Source organism: Sphingobacterium sp. UDSM-2020, assembly GCF_016132525.1.
GTDB classification, from domain to species: Bacteria; Bacteroidota; Bacteroidia; order Sphingobacteriales; family Sphingobacteriaceae; genus Sphingobacterium; species Sphingobacterium anhuiense.
Genome location: NZ_CP066166.1, coordinates 5,951,314 through 5,971,836, shown reverse-complemented (window position 1 = coordinate 5,971,836; position 20,523 = coordinate 5,951,314). Strand labels below are relative to the sequence as shown.

At 38.3% G+C, this 20,523-nt stretch carries 11 protein-coding genes and 1 tRNA gene; 11 read left to right on the top strand and 1 reads right to left on the bottom strand.

The features are described 5' to 3' along the window. The 11 genes from JAZ75_RS25320 (at nt 1) to JAZ75_RS25270 (ending at nt 19,932) form a co-directional block, all read left to right on the top strand. A complete protein-coding gene (locus tag JAZ75_RS25320; RefSeq protein WP_208699385.1) occupies nt 1–1,797 on the top strand; it encodes a DUF4397 domain-containing protein in 1,797 nt (598 codons plus the stop codon). A gap of 49 nt (nt 1,798–1,846) precedes the next feature. Beyond that, complete coding sequence (locus tag JAZ75_RS25315; protein ID WP_208699383.1) at nt 1,847–3,052, top strand: hypothetical protein; 1,206 nt, start codon at nt 1,847–1,849, stop codon at nt 3,050–3,052. Between the two features lie 23 nt (nt 3,053–3,075). Continuing rightward, nucleotides 3,076–4,164 carry a fasciclin domain-containing protein gene (locus JAZ75_RS25310; RefSeq protein WP_208699381.1) on the top strand — a complete coding sequence of 363 codons (1,089 nt, stop codon included), beginning with the start codon at nt 3,076–3,078 and terminating at the stop codon, nt 4,162–4,164. Nucleotides 4,165–4,196: 32 nt separating this feature from the next. After that, nucleotides 4,197–5,534, top strand: coding sequence for a fasciclin domain-containing protein (locus JAZ75_RS25305; RefSeq protein ID WP_208699379.1), 1,338 nt, complete (start codon nt 4,197–4,199; stop codon nt 5,532–5,534). A 106-nt stretch (nt 5,535–5,640) separates the two neighbouring features. Then, complete coding sequence (locus JAZ75_RS25300) at nt 5,641–6,639, top strand: fasciclin domain-containing protein (protein WP_208699377.1); 999 nt, start codon at nt 5,641–5,643, stop codon at nt 6,637–6,639. Between the two features lie 31 nt (nt 6,640–6,670). Next, nucleotides 6,671–9,985 carry a carboxypeptidase regulatory-like domain-containing protein gene (locus JAZ75_RS25295; RefSeq protein ID WP_232789318.1) on the top strand — a complete coding sequence of 1,105 codons (3,315 nt, stop codon included), beginning with the start codon at nt 6,671–6,673 and terminating at the stop codon, nt 9,983–9,985. A gap of 152 nt (nt 9,986–10,137) precedes the next feature. Then, nucleotides 10,138–12,306, top strand: coding sequence for an IPT/TIG domain-containing protein (locus tag JAZ75_RS25290; RefSeq protein ID WP_208699375.1), 2,169 nt, complete (start codon nt 10,138–10,140; stop codon nt 12,304–12,306). 463 nt (nt 12,307–12,769) lie between these two features. Beyond that, nucleotides 12,770–13,375 carry an RNA polymerase sigma-70 factor gene (locus JAZ75_RS25285; RefSeq protein WP_208699373.1) on the top strand — a complete coding sequence of 202 codons (606 nt, stop codon included), beginning with the start codon at nt 12,770–12,772 and terminating at the stop codon, nt 13,373–13,375. A gap of 190 nt (nt 13,376–13,565) precedes the next feature. Then, nucleotides 13,566–14,726 carry a FecR family protein gene (locus JAZ75_RS25280; protein WP_208699371.1) on the top strand — a complete coding sequence of 387 codons (1,161 nt, stop codon included), beginning with the start codon at nt 13,566–13,568 and terminating at the stop codon, nt 14,724–14,726. A 179-nt stretch (nt 14,727–14,905) separates the two neighbouring features. Continuing rightward, nucleotides 14,906–18,244, top strand: coding sequence for a TonB-dependent receptor (locus JAZ75_RS25275; RefSeq protein ID WP_208699369.1), 3,339 nt, complete (start codon nt 14,906–14,908; stop codon nt 18,242–18,244). 5 nt (nt 18,245–18,249) lie between these two features. Beyond that, nucleotides 18,250–19,932: a RagB/SusD family nutrient uptake outer membrane protein gene (locus JAZ75_RS25270; RefSeq protein WP_208699367.1), complete on the top strand. Its 1,683-nt coding sequence runs from the start codon at nt 18,250–18,252 to the stop codon at nt 19,930–19,932. Nucleotides 19,933–20,240: 308 nt separating this feature from the next. Here the strand turns inward: JAZ75_RS25270 and JAZ75_RS25265 are convergent. Further along, nucleotides 20,241–20,313 (bottom strand) — tRNA-Lys (locus JAZ75_RS25265). Between the last annotated feature and the right edge of the window lie 210 nt (nt 20,314–20,523).

Sequence of the window (20,523 nt, the reverse complement as noted above, 5' to 3'; positions counted from 1 at the left end):
ATGCGATATCAAAAATTAGACTTTAAACAGGACAAACGCGATCATGCGATGCGCGCTTATTGGTTGTGCTTCGTCGGTAACCTCCGCACTTATGGGGCAATTTTTTTAATTTCTTTAATGTTTATGGCCTGTAAGAAAGAAAAAATAGAAATAGGGGATGATAATCGGGCAGTTACGGAAAACCGCGAACTATCAAATGTACGTATTATAAACATTGCAGGATATAACCAAGTTATTTCAGGTAAAGATAGTTTAACAAATTTCATAGTACGTCGTCCAGATGCTCCAGATAGCGATCAGTATCCCGGCACATCTTATTTTCCAATAGATGGGCGCTTAGGTAAAAGCTGGATTATCCCGCAGGATCTTTTTAATCAACAAGATCAGGTAAAGCTTACGCTGGCTGCGCGTAACTATCAAATGACTTTATATCCGGATATCACTTTTCAGGCAGCCAATGATTATAACAAACCGATGGATTATTTCCTGATGCCTTCCATTTTTATGGATGGCCAGCCGGATATTGTCTCCGTGCCACGTGGCGTCTCGTCTCCCTCAAAACCGGATCATTTCAAAATTCGAATTGTGAATTTGGGCGGTAATATTAAGCATCAGACAATGGGTTTATTGGGAATGCAGGAAAATCTTACAGGTGCGGTATCGCTGGCTTATGCAGACGGTACTCTAGTTCATACGCAAACAAATAATGTAAACACGAGTACAGTAAGTTCTCCTTATATTGAACTGCCATATGGCACTTATCAGTTTAGGTTATTGCTACAGGATGGGAGACAACTTCCAGCTGTAGGAGCAGATACTTATGAATACACTGTCCTTCATCCAGTAACATCAACAATCGCTATCAATCACTCGAGCAATAGCAATTTGCATTATGCTCCTGTCAAGACCTATCAACCAGGTGGTGTGTATACAATAATCGTTGCTCCCAGAGAATTTAATTACCATGTAGACGAAATCGATAACACTTCATCTTATTATCAAAATGCTTTTCAGGTGCTTAACGATGTAACAGCTCCAGCTAATCGGACTTATTTCCGTATTCAAGCAGCTAATGCGCTAACAGGACAGTCAGTTCGTTTTCGTATTGATGGGAAACCGCTAGCCGATCCTTTGACTTTTGGTCAGGCCAGTAATTATCTCAGTCTGATTCAAGGAACGCATGTTATTGAAGCCTTGGATGCATCAGGTAAGGTATTGGCGTCTTTAGATCAAGCGTTGCAACCTGCACAAAATTACACCATTTGGCTTTATCCCGAACAAGATGGTCAGGCAAAATTGCTACTTGTTGCTAATGATTTAAGTGGCTCAGTGTATACAGGAGCTCAGGATGATGCAAGTTTAGCCCATTTACAATATCAATTTTATTTTCCCAAACGCTTCTTAAACTTATCTGTAGGAAACCCATATGTGACTTTTACAGCGGGCAACGGACAGTCTCCTGCGATGACTTTCGATAATCGTGATGCGGTAGAAAATCTTCAACCGGGAATTGCGAAGTTGGACAGACCTTATATTGGATATCGGACGATCTATAATCCTTTTGAATTTATGGTCTATCGTTCTACGCCAGACGTCGTTCCTGGCACCTGGGCAAACGATATTGATGTACTGACACATGAAGCTTTTATCGCCAATAAAAAACTTTATGAGAAACCAGGACGACCCGCACCGGTACAAGAAGCTGGCGTGTATACGGTTGCGCTTATTGGCAAGAGTTCAAAGAATGTGAGTGCGAAAGATAAAGCAAGAATGATTTTAGTTAAACATACCCGATAATGGAAGGTAAAGACCTTCTTTACTGACCATTATTTTAAATAATATTTATATGAAAAATCAACGATTAACGATTTACTTAGCGCTGTTGTTGCTGTGTGTTTCGCTATTTACAGGTTGTGCCAAGGTGGATTATACAGCCATTACAGAACCTGCCTATCTACGGGTGTTCAATAACCTCAATTATGTGCAAACTTTAGGAAGTAAAGATGATAAAGTTCCTTATTTCTGCATGTTGATCAATCCTACGTTTGGTGCAGAGGGAGCAATAACCGGCGCCGAGATTGTTGGTGACTTTCTAGATAAAAGGGCAGCATATGCTCCACCTTATCCATCACATATTGGAAATAGCACAACAGTTGATAACCCAGAATATCCGGGAAAAGAAAATGTATTGGTAGGTCCTGTTTTAAATGGATTTGATTTAAGTAGTTGGGCTCAAGTTCCGTCTGGAGAACTACACATAATTTTCGCTTATAGGCCAAAGAACAGCATTCCATTTTTTGAATTAGAAAGCCAGCTTAAAACTGATATTTTAATCGATACGGTCATTAATCTGGCAAGTAAAGAGGTGTATACGCTGCATTTACTACAAAAAGATTTTATATCCAAAGAACATGGAATACTCTTACGTCAAGAGAATTTTCATAAGTTACCACTTTCTGATTCTTTGGTTTATGTCAATTTTTATAATATGAGTGCCAAGGGGTTTGTTGATGCAGATCTCAGTTTGAAGGATGATGATTATTTGCTGCGAAGTTTTAAGAATGGCATTAAAGACGAGACGAATATTTTTCTTTCATTGTATGAAAGCCAAGATAATCCGTTTGTTCAGGCGCCAACCGTATCTGGTTATAAGGGTAAATTTTTAACACGATTGACGCGTAATAATACAAACGCTACGGTAAGCCCTTACTTGAGTTTTCCGCTTTGGGCGAGTAGTAAAAGCAACGGTATTCAGACAGATATATGGCAACGGTTTGATTTCTTTGCACCAGGAATGGATATCACCAATAATCCGTTTTTTTCTGGTGAAATTGCTACTGGAGGAAATTGGGCATCGGTGAATTGTCTGAAGAATGGAAAAGTATTCTTGGGGGGATCTGACAACGGCACACAATTGCCCAATCTATTAGTCAACGTACATTCTGGCACCCATAATCCGCAGACATTTGCAACAGTAAACACATTAGAGGTAGTAAATGGCCGAATTTATTTGACCACTATTCAACGAAAATATGCCCCACCAATTTACTAACAGTTAGATAGGAGATTTTAAATATGAGCTATAAGATAATCGATAAACGGTGTAATAAGGTACAGCAGTATGTTCTGTTAATACTTTCATTTTTCCTTTTTTCTTGTGAACATCCTGATTTAACGGTGGTCGTACCCAATGAGAACTTACGTCCGGCCTCGGATTTTATTAAGAATAATTATGAAATGACCTTATTCAGTGCTGCACTGGAAAAAGTGGGATTGACGGGAACGTTAAATGAAAAGGGACCCTATACTGTTTTGGTTCCTACTGATAAAGCATTTAATGAATTAGGGATATTTAGACCTTCAGATTTTGATAAGATTGATCTGGACAGTTTAAAAAAAGTGATTCAATATCATATCCTTCCGCGCCGTATGTTGCTGCGTGATATTCCCTCAAATGGAGTTGATGTACGCTATGCTACACTAGCTGGAACTTCTTTATATACTTCGCTTGGTTCGGTAGGACCAAATGGTGGTACACCTATGAATGAACTTTTTTTTAGCGGAGCAAAAGCAACCCGTAAAGATGTAGTTTTAGCGAACGGTGTTCTGTATGTTTTAGATAAAATGATGAAACCGCATTTTGATACACATATTCAAGCTTGGTTAGCAGCTCGATCCGAATACAGTGTATTTGTAAGCGGACTTAAAAAGTTTGGATTATGGGATCAACTCGCAACTGATGGTCCTTTCACAATCTTTGCACCTACCAATGAGGCCTTAGCAGAAGTAGGGATTACATCGGAATCATTACAGGGGTTAAGTCCGGAAAATTACCGTGCAGATGTTCTTTTTGGAGCTTACATCTTATATGATAAGCACTTTTTTGTGTCCGATTCCAAAGTTTTATCTGTCATCAATTCAAGCGGAATTTATACCTATAACTTAAAAAATAATCTACATGAGATGAGCTTTTCTGGAGGGGAAGCATATCCAAGTTTTATATTGAGTTATTTTCTTCGCTTACGTGCAGATCATAGTGTTATGGCACCGATCATTGCGGAAGTGTCTTATGGGATCAGTGCTAAGATGGATTACCTCTGTCGCAATGGAGTGGTGCACGACCTGAATCGGGGGTTGGTAAGACCAGATCAAGCAATTAAATAATATGACAAATTATGCTGATGAAAACGCAACAAATGAATACAATATATAAGCTGGCATTGATAGGAATGCTGATGATGCTGTTATTTTCCGCCTGTAAAAAAACGGAGTTTATGCCTGCAACGGAAGGCGAGCAGATACCCTATAAACCTGAGGCGAACGAGACTGTTACTGAATTGTTAGGTGAAAATCCGGATGCGACATTGTTTTATACGGCTTGGAAAAGGAGCAGTATGGACGAAAAAATCAAGGAAAAAGGGGTGAATACAACCTATACTTTGTTGGTTCCCGACAATGCTGCGATGACTGCCGCAGGTTTGACCGAGTCGAAGCTAGCACTGATGCCGAAGGCGGATGTAGATAGTATGATGCTATTTTATACCGTGTTGGGCATGATAGCGAGAGATGAACTCCGAGAAAATAGTTTACCTGTAAAAAGTATGCTGATGAATCCAGCTTTAAGGGTTCCTTTTTATGAAGGTGGAGTCGGATCTGGTCTCGGTCAAAGGTATGATCCATACTATTACAAACATTACCTGGCTTTACGTGATGAACAGTTGTTGATCAATGGAAAAAAGGCGGGAAAAGTGAAGTATCAACCGGCACGCAATGGTGCAATTTATTTTTTAGAACAAACCGTTAACAAACCAACAAAAACGGTATTGGAAGCATTGGAACAGGATGGGCGTTTTACGATGTTTCTTGAATTGCAACGACTTTCCGACGATACATTTGCGGAAACGATGGTGACTCAAATGGAGCCTTTATTTGGATATAAAATGTCACATGAAGAATTTTGGCAGAATTTTCCTGATGCACGTGAGCCTTATACAAAAAAATGGCGCATTGGGCCAACTCCAAATCCCGATTATGCTGATCCTAATATCACCATTTCGACTTGGTTTGTGCCTACAGATGCGGCCTTTAAGCAAGCAGGATTTAAATCTGTAACCGAGATGCTTCAATTCAATGAAATTCGTGGCAATGTGCATTTTGATGAGTGGGAGTTTCAACCGATCGGTGGTTATCCACTAGATAGTATTGTGAATTATCATCGTGATTGGGGACGTTTTTATGCCATCAAGGATCCTGGTTATGGACTCCCATACTCCAATAGTACGGTGTTTTTTAGTAATGATTTGACTGCAGACTTCTTACAAGATTATAATGTCAATATTGGTGGAACTGCACCTGTGGAATATGCATATAAGAATCCTTTTGCGTTTACCACTTCCAAAGGATTGTTATTCATGACGATAAAAGAAAGTGGTCGGGATCCTGTACAGATTATCGAAACAGATATCAATACCCTAAATGGGCCGATTCATGTAGTGAACAATTTATTGTTACCAAAGGGATTCAAATTAAAATAGCCCCTTGGAAGAGTTTAAGGTACTACAAAATAACAGAAACCAAGATATTTCATGTGTACGCTGAATAACTAAACGAGCTAGTAAGCTCATGATTAAAAAATGATAGATGAAACTACAGCTAAGATTTTATAAGCAATTAGGGATACTGCTTTTCGCAATTTTATTGATTACCTCTTGTAAAAAGGACGAGGTAGCTACAGGTCATGATAATAATAGGGTCAATTTGGTTATAGCCGATAATTTTAATTTGTCCAGTTTTAGTGCAGTTCTGCGTAAAAGTGGATTGGATAAAGTAGTACAGAACGGGGAAGGACCATATACCTTATTGGCACCTTCTGATGCCGCTTTTTCAACAGCTGGTTATACCGATGCTGTAGCTGTTTTAGCCGGAAATACTAAATTGATTTCCAGAATTGCCAATTACCATACACTGGATGGAAAATACGAGTTAAATAAACTTCCTTTTCTGTTTAATCAGGAATTGCAGACACGAGGTGGAAAAATCTATGCAACCCATTGGATTAAAGGGCCTGATACGGTGTTAACGCTCAATGGTTCGCGCGTATTGGCCCAGAACATTGCCGCGTCCAATGGACTGATTCAGGTTTTAGATCGGGTGCTTACACCCTATGTACACGATTTGGTAGGTAATGCAATTGCAGCAGATCCCAGTATTACTTTGTTTGCGCAAGCATTGAAAACCTCTGGTGTTTTACAGACTATAAGTGATGCTGGTCCATATACTGTGTTTGCTCCAAATAATGCAGCGATGCAGGCTTTGGGGTACAGTACGGTTCAACAGATTCAGTTGGCAGATCCTGCGAAGCTTCGAAGTTTTTTGCTTTATCATATTGTAAAGGATAGACGATTCGTATACGATTATATTCTCAGTACGGGTGTTTCAAATATGGCACAACAGGGCATGATGGATGGTAATAGTGTCACCATAAAGCTGGTGCCTAATTCAAACTCGACAACATCATTCCAGAGTATCAGCTTACGCGGAATAGGAAATACTTCAGATATCAAATTGCTGAAACAGGATATGTTAAGTGGAAATGGTGTATTACATGTGATCGATGCTGGTTTGCGGATTACTCAATAATCAAATTAAGATTAGCTAAAAGAAATTAAAAATGAATAGTTATATCAATATGAAGCCAAGGGTAGGTCCATTTTTAGGAAAAAATATACTTTGGTGGATGAAAATAAAGGTGGCCTTAATGTGCTTCCTTTTTTTAACGGATACCTCTGTTTTCGCACAGGAAACATCAGGTGCTTTAACAGGTCGTGTTCAGAATGTTGACGGGAATGCTGTCGCTGGAGCTTCGATTCTGGCTATACATACTCCGTCGGGGACGCGTTATTCACTTGCTACAGATAAAGACGGTCGCTATACGTTAAACAATCTCCGTATTGGTGGACCATATACGGTAATGGTGAGCATGGTCGGGATGCAAAGTGATACACGATCGGATATTCAAGTGCGTCTAGGTGCTGCGCAGGAACTCAATCTACAATTGCTAGCAGGTACTCAAGCTTTGGCCGAAGTTGCTGTAACTGGTCGTTTACAGCGACAACGTGTGGATACGTATGGCGCAGGACGCAATATCAGTGCTGAACAGGTCCGTAATATGCCTACGGTAAGTCGTTCTATTACAGATGTAACCCGATTGACTCCTCAGGGGAGTAGAGACAATAGTTTTGGAGGAACCAATTTTAGGTATAATAACGTCACTGTCGATGGGGCAGTCAATAATGATGCAATCGGCTTTTCGCCTTCTTTAGGTGGACAGACAGGGACTTCAGGCATGGCTGGAAGCAGTACGCGTACCAATCCGATTTCTATTGATGCCATACAAGACATGCAAGTGTATTTAGCACCATATGATGTTAAAATCGGTAATTTCACTGGAGGTTCGGTCAATGCTGTAACACGTAGTGGTACCAATAAGATCGAAGGATCAGTCTATGGATATGGCCGTAATGCTATGTTGACAGGAAAGGATAGGGTTGGTGGTTTAGGTAAGATGGATCATGATTTTTATGACTATCAGTCCGGATTTAGGATAGGTTTTCCAATTATAAAAGACAAGCTTTTCTTCTTTAGTAATGAAGAGATCACCCGTCGTCAAGATCCTACACAACTGTATGTAGGTATTGTCGAGACCGCTCATATTTTGAGTGAGGATGATGTCAAATCTATTGCTACAGCAGTAGGTAGTCGCTACGGTGATGTATTTGATGCAGGGACAGCAGGAAAATATACAAATTGGTCAAAATCGACAAAGTTTTTTAATCGTATCGACTGGAATATAAATGATCAACATCAATTAGCTATTCGTAATAACACTATTTTTAGTAGCGCTAGTCATATGGATCGGGATCAACAGGATTTCCGCTTTTCAAGTATGGCTTTTAAGCAAACGAATAATCAGAGTAGTACAGTAGCAGAATTGAAAAGCCGCTTTAGTAATAATCTTTCTGGTAATGCGGTATTGGGTTTTACAGTAGTAAACGACAGACGAGATCCGTTGAGTGACCCCACTCTTCCTCAAGTACAGATTCAGGGACGTACCCCAGGTTCGACAATTTATCTAGGAACTGACCGTGAAGCTAGTATTTTTGATATGCAGCAGCGGACATGGGAACTGACCGCGAATCTGAACTGGAACTTAGGTCGGCATAAACTTCTTTTTGGTACGCATAACGAGCTTTACCGTATCCGCTACGGTTTTGTTAATGCCTGGAATGGAAGGGTAGATTATAATAGTATTGATGATTTTTTAAATAATAATCCTTATCGCGTACGTGGTAGTTACAACTACAAGAACAATACGCGGGATTATATTCTAGATAATCCTGCCGCAGATTTTGGAATCAATATGTACAGTTTTTATGTACAGGATGAGATCAGGGTAAGTGATAATTTTCGAATTACACCCGGCTTGCGCGCTGATTTTACACATTTGCCCGACATGCCTGTTTTAAGTGATAAAGTTCGACATATACAGTCCGATCCGTACTTTGGTACAACTTATAATTATACACCTTTGTCACGAATTTCAAATGATTTCCTTAATCGCGTACAGCTGTCGCCACGTGTAGGGTTCCGATGGGAGGTGTTGGAAGATAAAAGTTTAGTATTACGTGGTGGGGCAGGACTTTTTACAGGACGTATTCCTTTTGCATGGCTGGCTTACGCTTATTACAATACAGGTGATAGCTATGGGGCTTTTGACCAACGTGCAGATCAGAAGCCTTTTGCTCCAGGCAGTGATGCAATTAAACCTAGTCCAAATGGATTGGCCGATTTTATAGCAGCAAATGGCGCTGTGGTAAATAATCCGAAGAGCGGTAAGACACAAGTCGATCTGGTAGATAATGGTTTTACATTACCTCAGGTATTGCGTGGTAGTCTAGGTATTGATTATGAAACCGCTGATAACTGGAAGTTTGCGTTCGAAGGTATGTATACAAAAAATATCAGCGATGTGCTCTTTCAGCAGTTGAATGTCCATGATAACCCGCTCTATTTTGGTTTTGATGCTTATAAGCAACAACCGGTATATAAGGGGGCAGTTGACGATCGTTTCTCTAATATTTATTTGTTAAGCAATACCGATCAGGGGTACCGTTATAGCATTACTGGAACAATCGGTAAGCGCATGAAAAATTTTAGCGGAACGGCGAGTTATACTTATGGAGAATCTAAAGATCTGAGTAACGGAGTCAGAAACTCAATGGAATCAAATTGGCAATTGAATCAATCACTTATACCGAATAATCCAAAACTTGCTTATAGTAATTTTGATATTCGTCACCGTATTGTATCGAGTATTAGTTATGACCAAAACTGGCGAACTGCTGGTAAAACAAACATCACCTTGTTTTTCAGTGCGCAATCGGGATCTCCATTTACTTACGGTATTGTAAACAACAGTATTCAGGGATTACCACAACAGGTCAGTTTAGTGTATGTGCCAAATCCGGAGGAAGCGATCCGTTATTTTAAAGATATTCCTAGTGGCAACACTGCAGTACAGCAAGCTGAAGCATTTAACAAATACATTGATGGCAATGCCTACCTCAGCAGTAGAAGGGGAGATTTTACGGAACGTAATATGGGCCGTACGCCCTGGAATGTGCAAGCGGATCTTCGAATCGCACACGATGTTCCAGTGAACAACAAAAAAGGTCAATTTATTACAATTTCTGCCGATGTGGTCAATGTGACAAACCTGCTGTATAAAAAGTGGGGAGTACAGTATTTTTCTCCTAATACATTCAATTCGACTAGTAGTGTGGGCTTGACTCCAAGCTTGTTCCCGCCACAGCAGAATGATGGAAGTTGGCCGGTATTTACTTTCAATGAACCTGGGGAAACATATAGTATTGATTATTTTAATTCAAGAGCACAGGTTCAATTAGGAGTTCGATACACATTTTAAACGATAGCAGTAACTTTCATGAGTGATTTAACAGTTGATAAGTGCAATGAAATTATGGTTAAAGTCAGAAAGAAAGATATCATCTTCTACTCATGCGAACGCAAAAAAATAGCATATGGATATTCCATATGGATAAATAAAAAATTAAAGTCATGAAAACATGGACAAAATATAGCCTCAGTATCATCTTTTTTATTTTGATACTTGCAGGTATTGCAGGTTGTGAAAAGAAAGAAGATCTGCTTCCTGAGACTGCAATGAAAATAATGGACTATTATCCAAATTCAGGAAAAGAGGGTACGCTTGTTACTATTCAGGGTGAAGGTTTTGGTACTGGTATCGATGCTTACAAAGCAACGGTGAACGGTAAAGATGCTACGGTGATCAGTGCGACAGCCAATGCGATTGTTATTCGTATACCTGTAGGGGGAAGTACAGGGAAACTGGTATTGAGCTATAAGAGTAAGTTGATGGATGTTGGTACCTATACTTATCAAGATTTAAGTGTACGTCAGGTGTTTCCAGCAAATGGTCCTGCGGGCTCGCAAATACGTATTGGAGGTACTGGATTTGGAAGTATTAGCACTCCGGCGGAAGTTTTTATTAATGAAAAAAAGGCCTTGGTTGTCAGTATTAGTGATACGCTTATCGTAGCAGAAGTGCCTAATGAAGCTGGTTCTGGGTCGGTATTGGTTAAAGTGGATGGAATGGATGCGAAAGGTCAAAACTTCACTTATCAAGCAATAAAAAGTATAAAGCCTTTAAGCGGGGGGAAAGATACGCGTGTAGTGATTACGGGTGAAGGTTTTGAGGAATTGACAGCCAATAATATCGTAGAATTTAATGGTAAGAAAGCTCTTGTTCTTGAATCTACCCAAGATCGTTTGATCGTAAAAGCTCCCGAAGGAGTAACTTCAGGACCCTTATCGGTAAATATCAATAATCAGAAAACCACAGGTCCTTCCTTCACAGTTGTAGATAAACCTGTCATCCAAACAGTGACTCCATTAAGCGGCCCAAAGGGGGCGCAAATGACGATCAGCGGCTCTTTATTCAGTAAAGAAATGGATGAAAATTTAGTATACATCAATAATGTATTGATACCACTGAGTTCAGCTAATGAAACGGAGCTGAAACTAACAGTTCCAGGAGGTACCGGATCAGGCGTTATTCGCGTTGTGGTAAATGATCAAGTGAGTAATGGCCCGCAGTTTAAAGATCAAAATCTGGGGATTATTGCAATGACACCAGACAACGGTCTGACCGGTACGAGTGTGACGATTAAAGGTACGGGTTTTAGTACTACTGCATCTGAAAATAAAGTATATTTTAATGGCGTATTAGCGATGGTAAAAACAGCAACGGAGAATAGTTTAGTACTCGAAGCACCTTTGGGATTAAGTACTGGAAATGTTAAAGTTGTTGTCGGTGCACAGGAAGCGCTTGCCCCGCAATTGTTTAAAAGAGCGGGTGTGATGACTTTGGCTGGAGGACCAAGCAGTAATACCTTTGCTGGATATATGTCTGCCATTGCGACCGATCAGCAAGGTAATATTTATGTAACCGATACGAATAATAAACAAGTGAAAAAGATTACATCTTCCGGTACTGTTTCCATTTTGCAGGTTAACGGAGCAGATGCGGTTTTTGTTAAACCTTACGGTATCGTAATCGATAAGCAGAATACTATTTATGTGAGCGATCAAGGGACGGATCAGGTAATCAAGATTACATCGGCTGGTCAACGTTCAGTCCATACATCGGGCTTTGCGCCAGGACATATGAGTATTGACGATGCTGGAAATCTGTATGTCAATATCAATGGATTTGCCGCGGGGGTCAATAAGGTTAATCCAACCGGAAATTATACTAAAATTAATGGTCCAGGTTGGGTGACAACCAGAACAGTTGCGGATGCTCTAGGAAACTACTACTATCCAGATCAGAATGCAATAAGCGGTAATGGTTTGATGCGAAGAGGTGTTGATGGTATAATTATGAATGCATGGGTCGGATTTTCAGACGCAGGTTATGTTGATGGTATTGGAAGTGCAGCACGTTTTCAAGGAATAAGTAGCGTTGTCCTTTTTGAAGGTAACACCATGTTTGCAACAGATAATTTTAATTATGGTTTAAGAGAGATTGATATGGTGACTAGAAGGGTATCTACAATTTTCAAAGCGAATAATCGTGGATATATAAATGGAACATTACTCGAGTCTCGCTTTGGTGCCATGGCCGATATGGCAATTGACAAGGATGGTAATATTTATATCTTGGATCCGGACAATAAGGCAATCCGTAAGGTTTTCTTAAAATAGGAATAATAGTATAGTAAATAAAAAAAAGATCCTACTAGCTGATTATCAGATCAGCTAGTAGGATCTTTTTTGTTCAAGAGCTATTTATTAAAATTCAGGTTTGTTTCTTTTTGGAATTTTTAAATAAATTTAGATGCTGTTTTAGATCCGATTAAATAATCTCAATTTTTAATAAACACGAGTAATAGCTGTAAAATCTCAATAATGCTAGATTATAGTGACATTGTTAAAAGGTTTTTTTGAAGAAAAATTGTGAAAGACATGCATTTAAATATTGAACTATGCATAGACTAATATTTCTGATGAATAGAAAATAGTGAGTATATTAAAAAATCATGCTTAAAATGCAGTATTATTGCAAATTACAAGCAGAAAGTATAAATTAATAATAATATTATCTATTAGCCCTTTAATAATAATGTCACAATAATGTTATAAATTTACTTAATCTTTTAATGGTAAAATGACAAAATATGCTTCAGCAACTTGGACGGATGAAACCCTAATTGATTTAATTCGGGTTAAGGAAGATCGTGTTGCTTTTTCTGAATTATATAACCGATACTGGGAGAAAATATTTCTTTTAGCGGCTAATGCGCTCAATTCTAAAGAAGAAGCAGAGGAGTGCGTTCAGGATATCTTCTGTAGTTTATGGAATCGTCGAGAAACGTTAAAATTAAAATATTCCTTATATACGTATCTCGCTGTGGCTGTTAAATATCGCGTAATAAATATTCTCGATAGTGCATTCCATAAGAGAAAACGTACTCAAAATGTGGATCTAGTAGAAAATGATATTTATTCACCTTCTGCAGAAACACTTTTACTTGAAAAGGAGCTTTTTGCTAAGCTTGAAAACGCTATTGCAGAATTACCTGAAAAGTGTCGTTTGGTTTTTAAGATGAGCCGAGAAGATTTAAAAACACATAAAGAAATTGCTGCAGAACTAAATATATCTACAAAAACTGTCAATAACCATTTAACTAAGGCAATCAAAGACCTTGGAGACAAAATGAGTGCTTCATCTATTGCTTTTATAGTAGGCGGATGTATACATCGTCTTTTTTAACCTATCTCCTCATCGTTTTTAAGGAAAACAAACTTTTTAATAAAAATTAGCTATTCTGGTTTTGATTATGTAAGTGATTGTTTTTCAGCCTGATGGTAGTTTTTATTTATTTTTATTATTTTTTTTTAAAAGGACTAGGTATATAATCAGTTTTTACTGACTATTAGTATAAACCTAAAGTCAGAGTCCAATGAATAAAAAGCAGCTAAGAAAACGTATTGAGGAGCTCGCTAGTAAAATTAAAAAAGGTAATATAAATACTTTAGAGCAACAGGAGTTCGATGATTGGTATCGTCTACAAGCTGAAAAAGACTTTTATATTCCTGAAGATTTTGCAAGTAATAATGCCGAATTAAAAAATCGTATTTATCATTGTATTGAAGATAAGCTAGAATTTGATAAGAAAACGAGGTATCATTGGCTTTTTAATCGCAATAATTTAGGCGCAGCTGCAGCTGTTTTAATCATGCTTAGTTTTGGAGTTTATTTTTTATTAAAAACAGACCGAACTGCTAATATCGTTACTATTAGTAATCAAATCCCCGATTTAGCCCCAGGCAAGAACAGAGCGATATTAACACTATCCGATGGAGAAGAGATAGACCTAGAAGCATCTCCTCAGGGGCAAATTGCCGCAGAAGGAAATTCATTTATTCATATCAATGCTGAAAATGAAGTGATCTATAAGGATCGCAACGTAAATCAGGTTAAATCTCCTTATAGGACAAATACCATGCGTACGCCTCGAGGTGCAACATATAGATTAAAATTAGCAGATGGTACTAAAGTATGGTTAAATGCCGCATCATCGATTACTTATCCAACATCATTTTCTGATAAAATCCGTGAAGTATCCATCAGCGGTGAAGTTTATTTTGAGGTTGCACATGATGCTTCTAAGCCTTTCAAAGTAAAAACCGGGGATCAGCTGATTCAAGTTTTAGGAACACACTTTAATGTGAATAGCTATAATAATGAGGATGTAATACGGACAACGTTGGTCGAGGGATCAGTAGCAATTTCAATGGGCGAATTTAACCATGTTCTTAGACCTGGAGATCAAGCTCGCGTTAGTAATAATGGAATCAAAGTTGGAAAAGTAGATACGGATGAAATTAGCGCTTGGAAGAATGGTTATTTTCAGTTTGTGGATGCGGACATATATACGATTATGAAACAGATTTCTCGTTGGTATGACGTAGATGTTGAGTTTGTCGGACCAATGAGTAAAGAGTCTTTTACCGGTCGTATTTCGCGCGATCGAAATCTAAATCAAGTACTTCAAATTGTACAGAATTCAAAATCAGTTCACTTAACTTTTGAAGGGAGGAGGATTATGGTTAGACAATAACATAAAGCAGCTATCGCAGTGATCTAAAAAATGGCCAGTGTGCTGTAACACATCTGGCCGGACTGGATCAAGGCAAAAAATTATGATCAATTCACTTATAAACCAGTAATCAAATGTATAAAATTTATACTCAAAAGATGGGCATACTATGGAGGTATGTCTGTAAAATATTATTAATTATGAAGTTAGCTACTTTTCTATTAGTTGCTAGTATATTGCAACTTCACGCAGCTTCATTTGCGCAAAAAATTTCACTATCTGTTAAAAACGAACCTTTGTCAAAAGTATTTATTCAGGTTAGTAAACAAAGTGGATATGATTTTTTGGTGTCTGGAAGCACTTTAAAAAAAACAAATCCAGTAACGATTGATGTAAAAAATGTGCCTTTGGAAGATGTACTGATATCCATTTTTAAAAATCAACCTATAACTTATGCTATAGAAACCAATACAATAGTCATTAAAGAGCGACCTAAAAATATGGTTTCAAACGCTAAGTCCGAATTAAGTACAGCTATAAATCAGGTGATGGAGGTTAGCGGAACGATTTTAGATGAAACAGGAAAAGGGGTTCCAGGTGCCAGTATTAAAGTAAAAGGCAAGGAACTGGGGACTTCAACTGATGAATCTGGAAATTTTAAATTAGCAGGTGTCACCGATGGGGCTATTTTGGTTATTTCTTATATAGGTTATCAAACTACAGAAGTAAGAGCCTCAGCTAACGTTAGAATTACTTTATCTCCTTTAGTGAATACCTTAGAGGACGTAGTCGTGGTGGCGTATGGTACGCAAAAGAAAGTGAATCTTTCTGGAGCTGTGAATACTGTGAATACCAAAACCATCATTAATAGACCCGTAACTTCGTTAACAAATGCACTACAAGGTACTGTACCAGGGGTAGCTATTAAGTCGTCTCCTGGCGATTTAGGAAATGACTTGGGAAGCATCAATGTTAGAGGACGTGCAAATTTAGGGTCATCATCTCCTTTATTTGTGGTTGATGGTGTGGTTGTAACCCAAAATGATTTTGCACGCATCAATCCAAATGATGTTGCTGGTATTTCTATATTGAAAGATGCTTCGTCCTCATCGATTTACGGTGCCAGAGCTGCAAATGGAGTTATTTTGGTGACAACTAAAAAAGGTAATGGTACACCGACTATAAGTTACAATGCTTATTTCGGAAGCCAATCACCCACCTATCTACCCGATTATGCCGATGCATACAATTATGCCATTTTACGCAACGAAGCCGAAACAAATTTAAATAGAACACCACTTTATGATGCTGCAACTTTAGAAGCAATAAAGGCACAATCCAATCCAGATCTTTATCCCAATACCGATTGGTACTCCTTAATTCTAAATAAAAGAGCACCCATGATGGAACATCAGTTAAGTGTGTCTGGCGGTGAAAAAACAAAATATTATTTGAGTGGTGCCTATTTCGGTCAAAACTCTTTAATTGAAGGTAAAGATTTGAAACGCTACTCGTTACGGTCGAATACCGAAACCCAAGTGAGCGATAAATTTAAAGTCAGTAGTAATTTATCTTATATAAGAGACGGTTACAAGAATGATAATATGGAGATCGGTTTTACGGGTGTTGGGAGAGCCATTCCATTATCTGTTGCACAACAAAGTAACGGCGAATGGGGCAGTGTGACTGCTGGAAAAGAAAATGCAACATTAGCCGCAGCAAATCAATTACGCTTATTAAAAGAGGGCGGTAGAAACAATTATAATACCAACCGTTTTATCGGTAATTTAAATGGAACCTATACACCGTTTGAAGGGTTAGATATCTCGGGTTTATTTTCATACAATGCATATAATTATTTTAAAAGTTCTTTTAACAATAAGTTAGATCCTATTATAGGATTTATTTCAAATACTCCCTTAGAAGGTACGAGGATAAAAACCAACCAATTGACAGAATCTTGGCAAAGCTCGTCAAATGTATTGGCTCAAGCGACAGCCGGTTATGAGAAAAATATAGAACAGCATTACTTTAAAATTTTAGCTGGAGTCTCTTATGAAAAAACACAAAAGAGAACAGTACAGGTTGTACGTAAAGAATTTCCCAATAACGATCTGAATGCCATCAATGCAGGTTCTACTCTTCCAGTAAATACAACTGTAAGAAGTGATTTAGACGATGGTGTAGCAGGTGTTGGAGAGAGTGCACTGGCTTCTGTCTTTACTCGCTTTAATTATGCTTATGCTGACAAGTACTTATTGGAAGCAAGTGCTAGAAACGATGCTTCTTCTAGATTTGCTCCTGACCATCGTTCGGCATGGTATCCTTCTGCATCAGTCGCGTGGCGCCTTTCGCAGGAAGATTTTATGAAAGATCTAACTGCTGTTAATGAATTGAAATTCCGTTTGTCGGCGGGTAAATTAGGAAATATCAACAATGTGGGTGATTACGATTTTTATGATGGATTAAATGCTGGAAGTACTATTATTTTTAATCAATCAAAACAGGATGGCGTAACGCCAGGTAAGTTAGCCAATCCTTTATTAAGTTGGGAAAAACTAACCACCTATAATGCAGGGTTAGATGCTACCTTGTTTCGATCACTGACTTTACAGTTGGATGCTTTTAGCCGGATAACCAAAGACATTTTATTACCAGATCCAAATATTCCGGATGAAGCAGGTTTAGCTGATGGAGAAAAACCTTCGGTAAATTTGGGTACAGTTAAAAATAAAGGATTTGAACTTTCCTTAAATTATAATGGGAAAATAAATGATTTTAACTACTCAATAGGGGGGAATGTTACTAAAATATGGAATAAAGTAACCGATTTGGGAGGAGCAAATGAAACAGCTCCCAATGGTTATTATATCAACCGAATTGGCCAGCCAGTTGGCTCATTCTACATGTGGGAATCTGAGGGTCTGTTCGTTGATGAAGCTGATATAGATGCGCATGCTAAACAACCCAATAATCCAAAACCTGGCGATATCAAGTATAAAGATCAAGATGGCAATAAGACTATCGATGGCGACGATCGCGTAATTAATGGTAATGATGTTCCTTATTTTACTTACGGTCTGAACCTATCATCAAGTTATAAGGGTTTTGATTTGAGTGTACTGGGGCAAGGAGTGAGTGATGTAAAAGTTTACTTAGAGCAAGAGGCTTCGCAAGCATTTTTTAATGGTGCAGGGGTTAAAAATTATGTTTTGGATAGATGGACAGTGGATAATCCAAACCCAAATGCTGCATACCCAAGAGTAACGAACGACACCCAAAACTATGGGTTGTCTAGCTTCTGGTTGTTTGATGCTTCATACTTTAGAGTGAAGGCCATCACATTGGGTTACACCATCCCTAAACATATGTTGGATAAGGCTAAGATCAAAGGTGTTCGGGTTTATGTGTCAAGTAATAATCCATTCACCATCCGTGGTGATAAACGATTGAAAGATTTTGATCCGGAAGCTCCATCAGCAAGATCGGCTTATCCATCGTTAAAAACAATTTCTGCTGGTCTTAATTTAACGCTTTAATCACTATGAAAAAAATTATATATATATCGCTTATCGCTAGTGCAGTTTTGGGTGGCTGTAAAAATTCGATAGATTTTGTTCCGCAGGATAAACTTTCTGCAGGCACTTTTTGGAAGACACAAAATGATGTTCAGCTTGCTTTAAACGGCTGTTATGCATCGTTGGCAAATGCTTATAACTATGCTTACGATGATGGTGCGGCTGATAATGCCTTTTGTCAATATCCCTGGGAAAGTTCCGCAAACCGGGTATCTGAAGGCGACATAGATGCCACCTTAGACGTCGGGTATAATAGCCGCTACGTTTACATACGTCGCTATAACTATTTTTTAGATAATGTCGGTAAAGCGGTCATGGATGAAACCTTGCGCAAACGTTTTATTGCCGAAGTCAGAGTTTTAAGAGCATTTACTTATTACGAATTGGCACATTTATTTGGACCAGTACCCTTGCTGAAAAATGCCTATACGGATGCAGAAGAAACCGCTGTAGCACCAACACCTGTAGCTGAAGTAATTCAATTTGCTATTGACGAAATTAAAGCCGCCGAGGCAGATTTATTACCTAGTTTTGCAAGTGGTGCTCAAGACAAAAGTGGCCGTATTACCAATGGTGCTGCTTGGGCAATATTAACACGTATTCAATTGGAGTATGGTAAATATGCTGATGCTATAGTAAGTGCTCAAAAAGTAAAAGATGCAGGTTATCAGCTTTTTAGAAAAACTGTTTTAACCGGAGATGACACCAAAGATGATTACAGTACCTTGGTGACTTTTACTGATAACGCCGCAAAAGAAAAATTTTATAAAGGCTTAGCGAGTTATCAACAACAATTTTGGATAGCGAATGAAGGCAATAAAGAAGCAATCCTTGTATCGCAGAATATTCAGGAAAATGAAGATTATGCACCCTTTGGTAATGGATTGAGAACGCTATTTGCACCTCCGATTATGTCTGGTTGGGGTTCTATTACTCCTCTTCAAACTTTGGTGGATGCTTACTGGAAAAGTGATGGTACTACCTATACTCCACCGACTCCAGAACAGAGGGCAATCGATTTTAATATTAAAAAAACGCCATCAGCGAACTACATCAATGAATTTAAAAACCGGGATACACGTCTTTACGCCAGTGTATTATTTCCAGGAGCAACCTGGAATGAATACAAAGATGGTTATGTATTTAAGTGGTCTGGACCGGGGGATGGTGAAAGTTTCACGGGTTACAATTTTAAAAAATACTTAGATCCAGTTTCACTAGCTAGTGGTCTCGTATTTGATGCGCCACAGGATTTTAGTATCATTCGTTATGCTGAAATATTACTCGCTTATGCGGAGGCTAAAAATGAATTAAGTGGACCAGATGCGAGTATATTTGCCGCTTTAGATGATATCCGTGACCGTGCAGGAATGCCGCCAATAAATCAAGTTGTTAACAATTCGAAAGAAAAATTAAGGGAAGTGATCCGCAATGAACGTCGAATAGAATTGGCTGGAGAAGGACAGCGCTATTTCGATATACGTCGTTGGAAAATTGCTGCTGATGTGATGAAATCACCTAAAGATATTGCCAATGTGATTGTACAGGAGCGTATTTGGGATCCTAAATTTATGTTGATGCCTTTTCCGCAAACTGCCTTAGATAGAAACACGAATTTGAAAGATGCACAAAAAGCAAAAGGTTACTAAATAATAGATTATAAATGCATTGATTACTTATTGCAAACAACTTATAGGTGATCAATCATTAATTTTATTCCATCTTTCTATTTTAGTTGTCAATAGAGTAAATTAAAAAAAGCTAATCGTAAGATTAGCTTTTTTTATGCCTAAACAATATATTGTTCCTCGATTTTGACTAGTCTATTCCATCACTCACCACTAATAAAAGCAATTCACCACATAAATTAATCAATATCTCTAGATCGAACCCGATCGATCCCTTTTTCGAATCTAGCCGAAATAAAAAAAGCTTCACATTTCTGTGAAGCTTTTTGTGATCCCGCTGGGATTCGAACCCAGGACCCATACATTAAAAGTGTATTGCTCTACCAGCTGAGCTACGGAATCCTACTCTTTTTTGAAGTTTCCTTCGTTGTTTGGAGTGATGCAAAGGTAGAAAAATCCCTGAGATATGCCAAGTATATCTTGCGAATATTCTTTAAATCCTTTATTTTGAGGGAGAATATTTTTTTTATCTAAGATTTTTGTTGCTTTCTGGAAGCATATTTCATTAAAATATGCTTCTGATTATCCATATTAATATTTTTTAAACACACA

Coding starts and splice junctions, on each gene's coding strand:
- JAZ75_RS25310 (WP_208699381.1), top strand. CDS start 3,076: ATGAGCTATAAGATAATCGATAAACGGTGTAATAAGGTACAGCAGTAT.
- JAZ75_RS25270 (WP_208699367.1), top strand. CDS start 18,250: ATGAAAAAAATTATATATATATCGCTTATCGCTAGTGCAGTTTTGGGT.
- JAZ75_RS25280 (WP_208699371.1), top strand. CDS start 13,566: ATGAATAAAAAGCAGCTAAGAAAACGTATTGAGGAGCTCGCTAGTAAA.
- JAZ75_RS25290 (WP_208699375.1), top strand. CDS start 10,138: ATGAAAACATGGACAAAATATAGCCTCAGTATCATCTTTTTTATTTTG.
- JAZ75_RS25315 (WP_208699383.1), top strand. CDS start 1,847: ATGAAAAATCAACGATTAACGATTTACTTAGCGCTGTTGTTGCTGTGT.
- JAZ75_RS25285 (WP_208699373.1), top strand. CDS start 12,770: ATGACAAAATATGCTTCAGCAACTTGGACGGATGAAACCCTAATTGAT.
- JAZ75_RS25275 (WP_208699369.1), top strand. CDS start 14,906: ATGAAGTTAGCTACTTTTCTATTAGTTGCTAGTATATTGCAACTTCAC.
- JAZ75_RS25300 (WP_208699377.1), top strand. CDS start 5,641: ATGAAACTACAGCTAAGATTTTATAAGCAATTAGGGATACTGCTTTTC.
- JAZ75_RS25305 (WP_208699379.1), top strand. CDS start 4,197: ATGAATACAATATATAAGCTGGCATTGATAGGAATGCTGATGATGCTG.
- JAZ75_RS25320 (WP_208699385.1), top strand. CDS start 1: ATGCGATATCAAAAATTAGACTTTAAACAGGACAAACGCGATCATGCG.
- JAZ75_RS25295 (WP_232789318.1), top strand. CDS start 6,671: ATGAATAGTTATATCAATATGAAGCCAAGGGTAGGTCCATTTTTAGGA.